General features: G+C 67.5%; 15 protein-coding genes. 2 read left to right on the forward strand and 13 right to left on the reverse strand.

Annotated features, from left to right (window positions below; translation table 11 throughout):
* Window positions 1-98: 98 nt before the first annotated feature.
* From ACFYW9_RS26200 to ACFYW9_RS26245, 10 genes are all read right to left on the reverse strand, one after another.
* Window positions 99-896, reverse strand: coding sequence for a histone protein (locus tag ACFYW9_RS26200; RefSeq protein WP_389154948.1), 798 nt, complete (start codon window positions 894-896; stop codon window positions 99-101).
* Window positions 897-1182: 286 nt separating this feature from the next.
* Window positions 1183-1455 carry a hypothetical protein gene (locus ACFYW9_RS26205; protein ID WP_389154951.1) on the reverse strand — a complete coding sequence of 91 codons (273 nt, stop codon included), beginning with the start codon at window positions 1453-1455 and terminating at the stop codon, window positions 1183-1185.
* 840 nt (window positions 1456-2295) lie between these two features.
* Window positions 2296-3480: an alcohol dehydrogenase catalytic domain-containing protein gene (locus ACFYW9_RS26210; protein WP_389154954.1), complete on the reverse strand. Its 1185-nt coding sequence runs from the start codon at window positions 3478-3480 to the stop codon at window positions 2296-2298.
* A gap of 39 nt (window positions 3481-3519) precedes the next feature.
* Window positions 3520-4539: an SDR family NAD(P)-dependent oxidoreductase gene (locus ACFYW9_RS26215; RefSeq protein ID WP_389154958.1), complete on the reverse strand. Its 1020-nt coding sequence runs from the start codon at window positions 4537-4539 to the stop codon at window positions 3520-3522.
* A 41-nt stretch (window positions 4540-4580) separates the two neighbouring features.
* Entirely contained in the window at window positions 4581-4862 is a 282-nt protein-coding gene (locus tag ACFYW9_RS26220) for a hypothetical protein (RefSeq protein ID WP_389154961.1), read from the reverse strand.
* Between the two features lie 364 nt (window positions 4863-5226).
* On the reverse strand, window positions 5227-5493 hold the full coding sequence (locus ACFYW9_RS26225) for a DUF4235 domain-containing protein (protein ID WP_351875973.1): 267 nt from the start codon (window positions 5491-5493) through the stop codon (window positions 5227-5229).
* Between the two features lie 4 nt (window positions 5494-5497).
* Window positions 5498-5947: a DUF3618 domain-containing protein gene (locus ACFYW9_RS26230; protein WP_389154964.1), complete on the reverse strand. Its 450-nt coding sequence runs from the start codon at window positions 5945-5947 to the stop codon at window positions 5498-5500.
* A complete protein-coding gene (locus ACFYW9_RS26235; protein WP_389155247.1) occupies window positions 5944-6315 on the reverse strand; it encodes a phage holin family protein in 372 nt (123 codons plus the stop codon). Before ACFYW9_RS26235 ends, ACFYW9_RS26230 begins: the two co-directional genes overlap by 4 nt.
* A 215-nt stretch (window positions 6316-6530) precedes the next feature.
* Entirely contained in the window at window positions 6531-6920 is a 390-nt protein-coding gene (locus tag ACFYW9_RS26240; protein WP_389154967.1) for a phosphatase PAP2 family protein, read from the reverse strand.
* Window positions 6917-7969, reverse strand: a complete 1053-nt coding sequence (locus ACFYW9_RS26245; RefSeq protein WP_389154970.1) for a YihY/virulence factor BrkB family protein — start codon at window positions 7967-7969, stop codon at window positions 6917-6919. The genes ACFYW9_RS26240 and ACFYW9_RS26245 overlap by 4 nt, the downstream gene beginning before the upstream one ends.
* Before the next feature lie 830 nt (window positions 7970-8799).
* On the opposite strand from ACFYW9_RS26245, the gene ACFYW9_RS26250 reads away from it, so the two are divergent.
* Window positions 8800-9624 (forward strand): DUF2382 domain-containing protein, encoded by an 825-nt coding sequence (locus ACFYW9_RS26250; protein WP_389154973.1) that lies wholly within the window; start codon window positions 8800-8802, stop codon window positions 9622-9624.
* A gap of 922 nt (window positions 9625-10546) precedes the next feature.
* Here ACFYW9_RS26250 and ACFYW9_RS26255 read toward each other — a convergent pair.
* Together ACFYW9_RS26255 and ACFYW9_RS26260 are read right to left on the reverse strand one after the other, a co-directional pair.
* Window positions 10547-10681 (reverse strand): ANTAR domain-containing protein, encoded by a 135-nt coding sequence (locus tag ACFYW9_RS26255; RefSeq protein ID WP_389154976.1) that lies wholly within the window; start codon window positions 10679-10681, stop codon window positions 10547-10549.
* Between the two features lie 212 nt (window positions 10682-10893).
* Window positions 10894-11313 (reverse strand): ATP-binding protein, encoded by a 420-nt coding sequence (locus tag ACFYW9_RS26260; protein WP_389154979.1) that lies wholly within the window; start codon window positions 11311-11313, stop codon window positions 10894-10896.
* A 331-nt stretch (window positions 11314-11644) separates the two neighbouring features.
* On the opposite strand from ACFYW9_RS26260, the gene ACFYW9_RS26265 reads away from it, so the two are divergent.
* Complete coding sequence (locus ACFYW9_RS26265; RefSeq protein WP_389154982.1) at window positions 11645-12163, forward strand: STAS domain-containing protein; 519 nt, start codon at window positions 11645-11647, stop codon at window positions 12161-12163.
* Here ACFYW9_RS26265 and ACFYW9_RS26270 read toward each other — a convergent pair.
* Window positions 12104-12439, reverse strand: coding sequence for a DUF6415 family natural product biosynthesis protein (locus ACFYW9_RS26270; RefSeq protein WP_389154985.1), 336 nt, complete (start codon window positions 12437-12439; stop codon window positions 12104-12106). The genes ACFYW9_RS26265 and ACFYW9_RS26270 overlap by 60 nt on opposite strands.
* Window positions 12440-12535: the final 96 nt, after the last annotated feature.

A 12535-nucleotide genomic window follows, 5' to 3' on the forward strand; every position in this document is an offset into this window, starting at 1 on the left:
ACCTGCGCGGACACGAACTTGGACAGCTCTCCACGGAGCTTGTCCATGCCCGACGCGCCTTCTTCCGGCTTGTCCGTTTCCTTCTCGGCCATGGCTGCCTACCTCCCACGACCGGCACGCTTGGACGCCGCCCGCTTCGATGACGTCGTCTTCGAGGCAGCGGACTTCTTGGCCGGAGCGGTCTTCTTGGCTGTGGTCTTCTTCGCCGACGACTTCTTCGCCACCCGAGGCTTGTCTCCGCCGGCGGGAGTGGCCTTCTTGCCTGTTGCGGGCGCGGATGCCTTGCGCGACCCATCCGGTCGTGAACCGCGGCCCCTCCGCGGCTTCGCCTCCGGCTCTTCTTCCCCTTCCTCTTCTGGTTCTTCTTCCTCTGCTTCCTCCTCTCCGGCTTCCTCCTCGTCCTCATATTCGGCTTCCGGTTGTTCCTCTTCCTCTTCTCCTTCTTCGGCCTGATCCTCGTACTCGCCCTGGGGCTCTTCTTCCTCTTCCCCTTCCCCCTCCTCGTTCTCCGCGTCCCCCTCCGGCGCGTCCTGCTCCTCGTCCTCCTCGCCCTTGCTCTCGTCCTCGTCCTCTTCGTCCGGCTTCTCCAGAAGCCGGGCCGTACGCTCGCTGAGGCTGCCCGCAAGCGTGCTCATGCCCCGGCCGGCGGCGGCCGTCATCGCCTTGCGGCCCGCCTCCAGCACTTCCCCTCGCAACTGCTCCTGCAACTCGGCGACCTGCGGGATCTCCCCCAGCCGCCGCATCCCTTCGGCGGCGAGCTGGCGAGGCTCAAGACCGAAGCGCCGGCCCGCGACATAGGTCGCGATGGACAAGGCCATCCGGCCCTTCTTCGTACGGCCCAGCACATAGCCGCCCACTACCGCAGCAGCGAGAACCACCTTGTCCTTGTCATCCATGACCTCGTCACCTTCGATCCTTCGACGTGGAACAGGTCTGCGCGGCGTGCAGCCGGTCGAGCAGCCGTTCCTCTTCTCGTTCGAACTCCTCCAGACTGATGTCTCCGTCCTCAAGCTCCCTGTTCAGCAGGGCCCGGACACAGCACTGCAGCGCCGCGCGGCCCGGAGACCGTTTGGTCAGAGTTCAACTCCGATCAGCACACGAAGCCTGCGGTACACATACAGCACCCCGTATGCGTGTTCGAGCGGCACGCCGTTCACCCGGGCGCGACAGGTCGCCCGCGAGTCAGCCGATGCTCTGCGCCAGCGGTTCGCTAGCAGCTGCGCCGGTGGCGCCCTCTTGCTGCTCGTACTGGGAAAGTGCCAGACCAAGGCCGAAGAAAGTCGGGGCCCATTCGCCGACGTAGATTCCCCAGCGGTCGGCCCGGGCGATGTCGAGGCCAGGCTCCATCTTCAAGGAGCCGGCCCAGGCGACGACGGTGAGGCCTATGGATGCCATCGCGGCCAGGTACGCGTGTTCGCTGCGGATACCCATGTCATGCATCCTCTTGATGATCACAATGTGCTCCGTTCACTAGACCTCTCGACGGAGTACCCGGACCAACCCACCCCATTCGGACTATTCCTCTGAAATATGGCTTTGTGTGGAGCTCGCGGGCTGACACCCTGCACGCCTCGCGTGACACTGCCACACCCCTCCCTCCTTGCTCCGGCCGATCCATCCTCATTTCGCCTAGCCATCGAGCTCTTGTGTCTACGGCGTGCGAGTCATGGCCGCCGGACGGAGGCCGCGGACGGGGTCGCCGGGCGGCCGGTGCCAGAACCGGGCCGGAACACGAGCGCGCCCGGACCTCCGGCTGTATCGCCGCGGAAATGATCACCCTCACCCACCGGGCATCCCCGAGGTCCTGCCCCGCGAACGGCCGACCGAGCCCATGCGGTACCCGACCACGGGCGTCGCGGCCGGAATGTTCCTGCCCGATGTCGAGGACCTGCACCTGAAGAAGGTGCGGCTCGGCGCCGAAGACTCAGCGGTCTCACGGTTTCTGGCCGACGAGCCGCGCTGTTCTCGTGGCCGCGGGGCGGATGTCGCGGCGTACGCGGTGCCTTCAGGCCTCCGGGCGGACGTCGCGGTTCTCGAAATCACGCCGGACACCGGCCCCGTCGTCGTCCACCAGCCCTGCCTGGTCAGGCAGTTCGAGCAGACGGGAGCAGTGCTCGCACAGCATCGTCCCACCCTCGGACGAGACGGCCGGCCTGCTTCCACACGCCTTGCACGCGCCCACGCCTCGGTTCTGGCCAGGGGTGTGTCGTTCTTCCATCAGGCAACTCCCGGTCACTCGTGCGGTTACGTATGTATGAAATGGGTGGAATCCAGGTCGAGGCGTGGATTCCGGGGTCAGGGGTGGAGGAGCGTCTTGACCATGGCGTCCTCCTTGGCCTGGAACATCGCGTAGGCCTTGGGGGCGTCCTCCAGCGGCATGTCGTGGGTCTTAAAGGAGTCCACGCCGAGCGGATCGGCGTCGGTCAGCAGGGGCAGGATGTCCTCTACCCAGCGCCACACGTTGGCCTGGCCCATCCGTAGCTGGATCTGTTTGTCGAACATGGTCAGCAGAGGCATGGGGCTCGCCGCGCCGCCGTACACGCCGGAGACGGAGACCGTGCCTCCACGCCGTACGAGCTCTATGGCGGCGTGCAGGGCGGTCAGCCGGTCCACGCCGGCCCGCTCCATGAGCGGCTGCGCGACACTGTCCGGAAGCAGGGTGGTGACCCACTGGGCGGCCTTCGCGAACGGTGCTCCGTGTGCTTCCATCCCGACGGCGTCGATGACGGCGTCGGTGCCCCGACCCTCGGTCAACTCGTTTACGGCATCAGTCAGTTCGGCGCCCTCGCGCCGGGCGTCGAAGCAGGTGACACCGTGGGCGGAGGCGCGGGAGAGCCGGTCGGCGACCGGGTCGATCCCGATGACCAGGCCGGCCCCGCGGTGCTGTGCGATCCGGGTCGCCATGTCACCGATCGGGCCGAGCCCGAGCACGGTCACCGTGCCGCCGTCGGGGATGTCGGCGTACTCGACAGCCTGCCAGGCCGTCGGCAGGACGTCGGAAAGATAGACGTAGCGGTCGTCCGGTGGCCCGTCCGGGACCTTGATGGGCAACCTGTTGCCGAACGGGACCCGCAGCAGTTCTGCCTGGCCGCCCGGGACCTGACCGTAGAGCTTGGTGTACCCGAAGAGCGAGGCACCGGTGCCGCGTTCACGGACCTGTGTGGTCTCGCACTGCGAGTGCAGCCCGCGGTCGCACATGTGGCAGTCGCGGCACGAGACGTTGAACGGGATCACGACGCGGTCGCCCGGCTTCAGGGCGTGAACCTCGGACCCGGCATACTCGACCACGCCCATGGGCTCGTGCCCCAGGATGTCCCCGGGGTCCAGATAGGGACCGAACAACTCGTAGAGATGAAGGTCGGACCCACAGATGCCGCTCGACGTGATCCGTACGATCACATCGTCGGCCTTCTCGATCCGCGGGTCCGGCACGATCTCCACACGGACGTCCCTCTTGCCGTGCCAGGTCAGTGCGCGCATGAGAGCTCCTTCTGTCGCGGGTCTCGGCCGCCGCGTCGGTCAGGCGCTGGTCGGCGGGCCCGGAATGTGCTGGTTGTAGCGGTCGGCGGCCCGGTCGTTGAGGCCACTGCCCAGCCTGCGTACCTTCTCCGTCCAGGTGGGGGCGGTCCGATCGATGTCGTGGCCCTGCTCGATGCCGTGCCCCGCCGCGCCGGCGCCGCCGTGCGCCGCCGGGGGAGCGGGCAGGAGCCGCGCGGCGAGGCCGCTGAGCCGGGTGACCGTGGCCGGCGCCACGCCGTGCGCAACCGCAGCGGCACGCGCGGCGGGAGTGAGCACCAGGCGGGTCCTGCGCTTCTCCAGCGCCCGTACGATGCGTTCTGCCGCACGGTCAGCGTCCATCGAGAGGACGGGTGTCCCCGAGAGAGCCGAGAACCAGGCGAACTCCCGGGAGGAGCGTCCGCCGAACTCGGCCTGAAGATGAGAGCCGGTGCGCATCAGCCCGGGATGGACGGTCGTGACGCTGAGGTTGTCTCCGGTCGTCTCGGCCCGCAGTCCTTCGCCCAGCGCGCCGACGGCGGCCTTGGCGCACGAGTACGGCAGCAGATGCGGAACGGCGAGCAGTCCGCCGACCGAGCCGATGAGGCACAGTCGGCCTCCCGCCTCGCTCGCGCGCAGGGAGGGGAGTGCCGCCACGGCCGTGTTCACGGCGCCGCCGAAGATGGTGTCCATGGCGTCCTCGAAGGCCCCGCTGTCGAGCGACGCCACCGGAGCCACCTGGATGACACCGGCGTTGGCGACGACGATGTCGAGCCCGCCGTGCCGGGCATCCGCCTGCCGGACCACCGACGCCACGGCATGCCGGTCACGGACGTCACACACCGCGGTGGAGAACTTCTTGCCGGTCCTTTCCTCGGCCCATTCGGCGCCGCGTCGCAGTTCGTCCTCGTCGCGGGCCGCCATCGTGACCAGGCAGCCGCGCTGGGCCAGCCGTGCGGACAGCAGCAGCCCCAGGCCCCTGGATCCGCCCGTCACCAGTGCGGACAGGCCGGCCAGATCCGACCGGCGTGGAGTCGATACCACTTTCATCACCTCGCTCGGGGGAGGAGCCCCGAGTACCCGGATCAGGCACCCGCAGACGTGCGCTCCGCGACGAAAGCCGGTCGGCGCTCCGAGCGCTCCTTGGTGTGCGGAAGGCCCAGACGGTTGGGGCGGCCGGGGAGGTGAAGGCGGTCCGGGCGGCTGGGCAGCAGCCGGAACCCCCGCTGCCGAACAACCCGCTCGACCCGGATGTCTGGCCCTACCGCCCACACCAGGGCTCCGGCGATGACGAGTCCGCTCAGCAGGCCAGCGAGCGTGTCGAACACGGCGTTCGAGAGCGCGATACTCCAGTAGCCGTCGTTCATGGCGGCCGAGTACCCGCACTCGTGAAGCGCAGACTCCGTCGTGCCCGGCTCCCCGCGGAGAGCGGGTCCGTTTCCGGCAGTCGGGTCTTTTCTCGCTGTGAACCGTTTCGAGGTGGATGACTGAAATGGAGTAACGGGCAAGTCCTGAAGGGCTGTCAGGCTTGGATGTTGCTCGTAGGAACAACGTCACCGTCCGTCCCTGGCAACCCCCAACTGCGTACAACGGCCGACGCCCATGATGGCAGGCGGCGTGGCTGGACATGGCAAAGGGCCCGATCCGGCCAAGACTCGGGCCCCGGACGCGCACCCGGGTCCGCACGGCGGCTCATAAACACTGGGCTCCGCGGCTACCAGGCCGAGGCCGTCAGCCGGGCCAGGTTCCGGTCAGGTGGCGTGTGGTGGTGGCGCCTGCGCGGTCGACGGCGGCTTTGACTGCGGCGAAGATGGCGCCCTGGAGGGTGGCGGCCAGAAGGATTTCGCCCCAGTTGCGGTCCTCGTCTGTGGCGTCGGGTGCGTCTTTGTCGTGGCCGAGCACTTTCCATGCCTGTTTGAAGGCGGCCCCGGCGATCATGCCGGTGATGGCTCCCAGGGCGAGCCCGACTGGTTTGTAGGCGATCTTCGAGGCTTTCATCTGTTCAGTCCTTCTTACGGCGGCTTATCAGCCAGATCGCGGTGATGCCAGCGGCGGCGACCAGCAGCACGGTGCGATGGTCCCGCGCCAGCTGCGCGGACCGGGCCGTCTTCTGCCGCAGGGGTTCGGGTGCCTTCTCCTCCCACATCCGTCCGGCCCGAGCCGTCGTGGCGCGGACCTGTCCGGCCGCCTGGGCGGCCTTGTCGTTGACCGGGTCGGGCAGCTTGGCCCGGACCTGGGAGGTGGCCTTCGCGGCGTGAGCCTTGAGCTCGTCGGCCTTGACGACCGCCTGCTCCTTCAGTTCGCCGGCCCTTTGGCGGGCGCGGGCCTTGACGTCGGTCTTGTCCGCGAGGGCCTGGACGGTCACCCCGAGGTCGTGGCGGGTGTGCTCGATCTGTTCACGAAGCTGGTCGGGGCTGGGGGCGCTCTGCCGGTCGGCGGGCATCTGGGTCATCGGTGTGCGCTCCTCTTGATCTCGGCCACATCGGCCTTGACGTTCTCGATCGTGCTCTGGGGCATGGGAGGGGCGGCCTTGCCGATCTGCTTCTTCCCGCTCAAGGCCAGGAAGGCGGCGATCACACCGAGAACGGCGGTGACGATGAGGGCCGCGGCCCACACCGGCAGCACCAGGGCCAGGGCTGCGATCACGGCGGCGACCAGTGCCTGCAGCATCAGGAAGCCGGCCAGTGAGGCACCGCCGAAGAGTCCGCCGCTCTTGCCGTAGCGCTTGCCCTTCTCCGTCATCTCCGCCTGCGCCAGCTTCATCTCGCCGCGCACCAGTTCGGTCAGCTGCTGCGAGGCCTGCTGCACCAGCTCGCCCACCGGCTCGTGCCCCACGCCGTTCGTCAGCCGGGATGAGCCGGTGCCTTGCGGTTGTGTACTCGACACGTGATCATCCTTGCTCTGTTTTGTCCTTGTCGGCCGGATCGTGCTCACTGACCCCGACCGTCCGATGAGTGCCCGAGTACCCCGAACATCGCAGTTCAGGAGAAACGGTCTGCCGCGAATCAGCGGATGTGCTCGGAATCGGTGCGTGGCTACTGCAACCAATTCCGCAGCAGGCGGGACATGCGCAAGATGAGCCAGGCGCTGCCCAGGCCGACCACGGCACCGGCGGTGACATCCACGGGGTACTCGGATCCCGACTGCACCCGTTCGACGGCCAGGGTCAAGGCGAATGCCGCAAGCCCCGAGACTGCGGCCGTCCGTCCGCGCCGACCGCCGAACACGGACATCACGACCGCCGCGCCACACCACGAATTGTTGCTCTCAGCCGCCGCCGACAGCCGGCCAATGGCGGACGGGATGCGGGAGCCAGCCTGTTGCGCCAGATGCCGATCCGCTTCGCTCAACCCGTCGCCAGTCTCATGGGTTGCAGGTATCCACAGATGAGCAGTTGCATACGGGTCAGGCGTCTGGTCTGTCACTCTTCGCCTTCGTGGAGGCGGCGTAGGTCTTCCTCGTCCCATTTCCGGGTGTCGCGGGGCTGGGTGTAGGGCTCGGTCTCGGGCGGCATGCCGCCGGCGATGGCCCGCTGGCGTACCGCCTCGGCGTCGAACTCCAGGCCCAAAAGGATGGCCAGGTTGCTGATCCACAGCCACACCAGGAAGACGACGACGCCGGCCATGGTGCCGTAGGTCTTGTTGTACGAGGCGAAGTTGGCCACGTAGAACGCGAATCCGGCGGAGGCGATCATCCAGATCACCAGAGCCAGGAAGCTGCCCGGAGTGATCCACTTGAAGCCCTTCACCTTCGCATTCGGGCTCGCCCAGTACAGGATCGCGATCATGATGGTGACGAGTACGACCAGGACCGGCCACTTGGCGATCGACCACACGGTCAGCGCGGTGTCCCCGACGCCGAGCGCCGTGCCGACCTGACGGGCCACGCCCCCGGTGAAGACCACGATCAGCGCACTGACCACCGCCAGAATCATCAGGACAACCGTCACACCCACGCGCACCGGCAGGACCTTCCACACCGGACGTCCCTCGGGCATGTCGTAGATGGCGTTCGCGGCGCGGATGAACGCCGCGACGTACCCGGAAGCCGACCACACCGCCACCACCAGGCCGACGATCGCCACGATGGAGCCGATGCCGGCGTTGCCCTGCAACTGTTCCACCGCGCCGGTGATGATGTCGCGGGCCGAGCCGGGGGTGAGCTGCTTGAGGTTGTCCAGGACCTTGTCCGTGGTCGATCTGCCGGCGATGCCCAGCAGGGAGACCAGGACCAGCAGGGCGGGGAACAGGGCGAGCACGCTGTAGTACGTCAGCGCGGCCGCCCGGTCTGCCAACTCGTCCTTCTTGAACTCCCGCAGACTCCCGGTGAACGCCTTCCCCCACGCCCGCCGGGGCAGCTGCGTCGGCGCATCCGGCGCCCGCTCCTCCACCTCGGGCCCGGGCCCGGCCTCCTCAGGCGTCGGCACATCGACATCTTTTTGCTCTTTTTGTCTTGGAAGACTGAATTTTGCCATGCGCGCCGAGTACCCCAGCTCACGGCGTTGAGCAGTGGTCCACGGGATGGATACATGTGGGGTATCAAACGCCCGGACGCCTCGTCCGTAGCCCGCTGCCCGTAGCCCGTAGCCCGTAGCCCGGATGCTGCCTTCACGGTCGGGTGCTGCCTCAACCGTTCGCACGCGCGAGGCGACCGGGAGCCGTCGTCGACGCCTGGTCAGCTGCTTCCATCGACTGCAGGGTGCTCAACCCGCGCCATACGGATACAGCCCCGGCAACCCTCATTGATGCGCACGCCGGTTGATGCGCACGCCGGCCCAAAGATCACGCCGCTCACGCGACCTGGCTTATCCCGTGCCGGGACCGCACACCGCTGCTCGCGGTCACACGGCGGACCTGTCGGAACTGGCCCCTCGCCGATGAACGGCACCATCAGGTGGCCCTGACTGTCCAAGCGGGGTCTGACGTCCGGGCGGATCCTGCGCTCCTGCCCGCCGGGCAAGCGCAACCGGGCCTGGCCGCCCTGCCGCATCAATGCCACCAGCCGCACGGGCACATCCCGCAAAAGGCCACCCCCTGCGAAGTACCCGACCGCCGCAAGGCCAGCGAAGCGGTGGAGAACCTGGCTGCCAAGGTCACGTCCACGCCGTGGAGCGCGCCCTGGCCATCTTCTCCGCCGCTCGGCGATACATGGAGTCCCGTACGAGATCTGGCGTGCGGCGAGCTCGCCGTTACCGAGTCTGGGCCTCGCAGTAGCACCACCGGAAGAACAAAAGGTAATTTACGCGTTTTCTACCCATTGGGATGGAAACCCGGTCTGTAACCTCAACAAGGAGCAGGAGCAGCGATGATCACCCGAGAGCAGATACCCGCCGTGCTGGAGCACCCGGTGTACGACACGGATGGAAGCAAGGTCGGCGACGCGAAGAACGTCTTCTACGACGATGCGACCGGCCAGCCGGAGTGGGTCACGGTCAAGACGGGCATGTTTGGCAACAGCGAATCGTTTGTCCCCATGCGAGACGCGCACATCGTCGAGGACCACCTTGAGGTGTCCGTGTCCAAGGACCGCATCAAGGACGCTCCCAACGTCGACGTAGACGGTGGCGGGCACCTGTCAGAGGACGAGGAACACCGTCTGTACGAGCACTACGGCATCGCCTGGGACGAGGCCTGGCAGCAGGCCAACGACCCTGGGCAGGCCGGGTGGGCCAGCACAGGCCGCGAATCGGCCCGCCCCACTGCCGACGCAGGGATGGGCGGCACGATGCGGGCCGGGCCGCCTGGTGATGACGCGATGACACGCTCCGAAGAGGAGATGCACGTCGGGACAGAACGCCAGACGACCGGCCGTGCGCGGCTGCGCAAATATGTGGTCACCGAGGAACAGCAGCAGACCATTCCTGTTCGCCATGAAGAGGTCCGCGTGGTGCGCGAGCCCATCACCGAGGCGAACATCGATGACTCACTGTCAGGCTCCGAGATCTCGGAGGAGGAACACGAGGTCACTCTGCACGCAGAACGGCCTGTGGTGGAGACCAGGGTGGAACCGGTGGAGCGCGTCCGCCTCGTCACAGACGAGGTAGTCGAGGAGGAGACCGTCACGGGTACCGTGCGCAAGGAGCGCATCGAAACCGACTACGACGGTGATGAAGCGGGCAGGCCGGGCTGACGGCCCTCGGCGGAGAGGCATCATGCGTCGGGATCGGTGGCGGGTCCCGACGCACCTGACCGGGTGTCCAATAGCGATCGGCCAGGTGTCGCCTCGGCTTTACTGTCAAGACGTCGCGCGCAGGATTCGTCTTCACCCTTCGAAGGCGCGCGACCGGAGGGCCCAGGCCAGGCTGGCCTGGGCCCTCCCCTTGTCATCAAGCTGCTGTAGCTGTCGCCGACGACGGCCCTCGTCTTCCCACCACCCGGTCGCTGACATCGCGGTCGCTTCTCACCGTCTTCGCCTACGGAGTCTCTGCTTCTCGCTGAGCCGGGCGATGAGGCACGCAGAGGGACGCCCGTGCAAAGAGAAGCGACAACTGTTCAAGTCCGACGCTGGGGGCCCCTTCCCGAGCGCCCTCATTCCGAGTCAGTGGGTCCGCCGCCTCCCGGTCCTTGCCCAAGTGTTCCCTGTCATCCATCACACTCGCCTCAGCTTCGTCCACCGCCAGGAGCAGTTCATCGAACGCCGTAACAGCGTGCTCGTCGTCATGCTCGGACCGGCGGGTGTTGGGATCGTGCACCTGCCCCTATCGGTCCCATCTCACGTGCTGCGCCGCGGAGGGTGCGAGGGTCTGCCCCGCCTTTCCGGGCCGGATGCCAAGGCGGCAGAGGCCGAACAGCCCAGCCGGTCTCGAGCTGATAGCCGACCGCACGATTCCAGCTCGACGGCCGCCGTCCCTTCTCCGCGGCACCTGCCGCCCACCCGTGTCAACCGGCTGCCGCGGGTGGTTGGGGAGACTGGGCGCCGAACTGAGCTGCTGATTCAGCTCAGTTCGGATGTCGGCGGACATCGGATGTCGGCGGACAGCTGACCAGTGCGGGCCCATTCGATGATCAGTTCCGATAGGTGACGGAGCCTGGTGTTCGTCCGCTGGGAGACTTCAATACAGAACGTCCCATGCCTGATCCGGCGTCAGGCGCCCGACAGCGAGGACGACTCCGACGGCCTGGTCGACTACGGCGTGTGAGTGGATGGCCTGCTGCACCTGGGCGTTCCTGTTCAGCAACTCCCCCACGCGCGCTTCCAATGGCTCCGTGGCGGCTCGCTCCGGCTCGTCGGCCTGGAACTCACCGCGTCTCCGCCGGATGGTCGTCCCTTTCAGCAGATGTCCTGCCCTCAGGTCGCAGGGCAAGCCGGCAGGGAGGAGGAGAGGCCCGGATCACCACGTCGGAGCAGTGGGCGGGGCAGGACGGCACAGCGGGCCAGACCAGGACCTGAGCTGTGGTGCTACGCGGTGGTGAGGGGGATGTCGGCCGTGATGCGCTTTCCGACCGGAGTCTCCTCCACGGTCACGGTGCGGGCGAGGGGGGCGACGATCTCCAGGCCGTGCCGGCCGATGCGTCCGGGATCCTGCGCCTTGGCGGACGGCATGACCGGGCTGCTGTCCCAGAGTTCGACCCGCAGCACGGCGCCTGTCACTACGCGCAGGTGCAGCAGGGCCGGCCCGGGGGCGTACTTGCGAGCGTTGGTGACGAGTTCACTGACGATCAGCTGGGCGATCTCCACCGTGTCCCCCGCCACCGGGATCCCGACGCGCCCCCTCACCTTGTCCAGGAAAGCGGTTGCCAGCTGACGGGCGTGGGAAACCCGGACCCCGTCGCTGTCCAGGGTGAGCGACGCCTCCAGAGGCAGGTCACACTCGGGCAATCCGTCATCCCTATCAACGCCTGCGGGTGAGTTATCCATAACGGCCCGTTCTCGAATCCCCCTGCCAGTACCCCTCCGGTACCGTGCACGCCCGCCCCGAGGTTGATGCTGCTGCCGCTGACGGCGGACTCAGGACGGCGGCCCTGAGCGCGCCGGTCCAGCGGGTTGTCGAGATCGTCGGCCTCGACACGATCATCCCCTGCTACCCCACGCTGCCGCAGGCGCTCGCGGCCGCCTCTCCCAACGCCTCCCAGAACGGAGCGGCCACCGCGCGGCGCCACATGACATATTTTTCACGTAATCACTGACGCGTTCCCGCAGGGAGTGTCACATGAGGGACCCCAAGGCGACTCTGGGCGAGGTCATCGCACCAAGGCGCACGGTGGACGCCGGTGAGCGCAGTGAGCAGCCGCCCAGGCAGGCCGATCTACGAGCTCCGGACGAGGCTGTGGTGGTTCAGTACGAATGCCACGGCTGCCGGGTCCTCATCTGCCGGGTCCTCATCGCAAGCGGCTCCTATGACATGGCCTCGATCAAGCCGCTGGCAGACGCGCTGGGCATCGCGGCTCGGGAGGATCCGAGGGTAGTCCTGGAGGCCTCCAGCATTACCTTCGCAAGCTCGGCATTTCTGAATCTGCTGGTCCTCACACGCCAAACGACCGATCTACGCGTGGCCGCGCCCACACCACAGGTACAGCGACTCCTGGAGATCACCGGAATCGACACCATCCTGAAAGTGCGAGCGACGGTAGAAGAGGCCGCTACCTGCCAAGCGCCTCCGCCGAGGGACTCATGGGCTACTTCGAACGCTTGTCGGGTTACCGAGCAAGGAGACATCCGCTCCCGATGATGTGGCGTTCACGGCGTGGCAGCACAGAGCCTCGATCGAGCGTGCCAGGTCCCGGGCATGCCCGATCTCGCTGATGCAGGTGTGGCCAGGTACCGCGTCAAGGCGTCGGCGGGCTTCGTCCGCGCATGCCGGTACGGCTCGAGGTGGGGGCGTGGTCGGGGCGAATGGCCGCATTCGGTCCTGGACGTGCGAGGCCAGGAGCATGAGGTCGCCACTTGGGTCGTGGTCGTGGTGCGTGAGCCCGGCTCCTCCAGTGCCGTGCGGGGCGGCGGGCATGCACCGCGCCGGACGGCGTGTCCCGTGGGAAACGGGGTGGGGTGGTTCCCCCGCGAACCGGCGGTGCCGGCCGGACGCGGGACGGTCCGGCGATCA

Origin of the sequence: Streptomyces sp. NPDC002698 (assembly GCF_042888945.1) — a bacterium.
GTDB lineage: Bacteria > Actinomycetota > Actinomycetes > Streptomycetales > Streptomycetaceae > Streptomyces.

Bases quoted from the DNA above. Each gene is read 5' to 3' on its own strand.
- ACFYW9_RS26225 (WP_351875973.1), bottom strand. From the start codon at position 5,493: ATGAAAGCCTCGAAGATCGCCTACAAACCAGTCGGGCTCGCCCTGGGA.
- ACFYW9_RS26270 (WP_389154985.1), bottom strand. From the start codon at position 12,439: ATGCCCGCCGCCCCGCACGGCACTGGAGGAGCCGGGCTCACGCACCAC.
- ACFYW9_RS26250 (WP_389154973.1), top strand. From the start codon at position 8,800: ATGATCACCCGAGAGCAGATACCCGCCGTGCTGGAGCACCCGGTGTAC.
- ACFYW9_RS26200 (WP_389154948.1), bottom strand. From the start codon at position 896: ATGGATGACAAGGACAAGGTGGTTCTCGCTGCTGCGGTAGTGGGCGGC.
- ACFYW9_RS26245 (WP_389154970.1), bottom strand. From the start codon at position 7,969: ATGGCAAAATTCAGTCTTCCAAGACAAAAAGAGCAAAAAGATGTCGAT.
- ACFYW9_RS26210 (WP_389154954.1), bottom strand. From the start codon at position 3,480: ATGCGCGCACTGACCTGGCACGGCAAGAGGGACGTCCGTGTGGAGATC.
- ACFYW9_RS26265 (WP_389154982.1), top strand. From the start codon at position 11,645: ATGAGGGACCCCAAGGCGACTCTGGGCGAGGTCATCGCACCAAGGCGC.
- ACFYW9_RS26230 (WP_389154964.1), bottom strand. From the start codon at position 5,947: ATGACCCAGATGCCCGCCGACCGGCAGAGCGCCCCCAGCCCCGACCAG.
- ACFYW9_RS26220 (WP_389154961.1), bottom strand. From the start codon at position 4,862: ATGAACGACGGCTACTGGAGTATCGCGCTCTCGAACGCCGTGTTCGAC.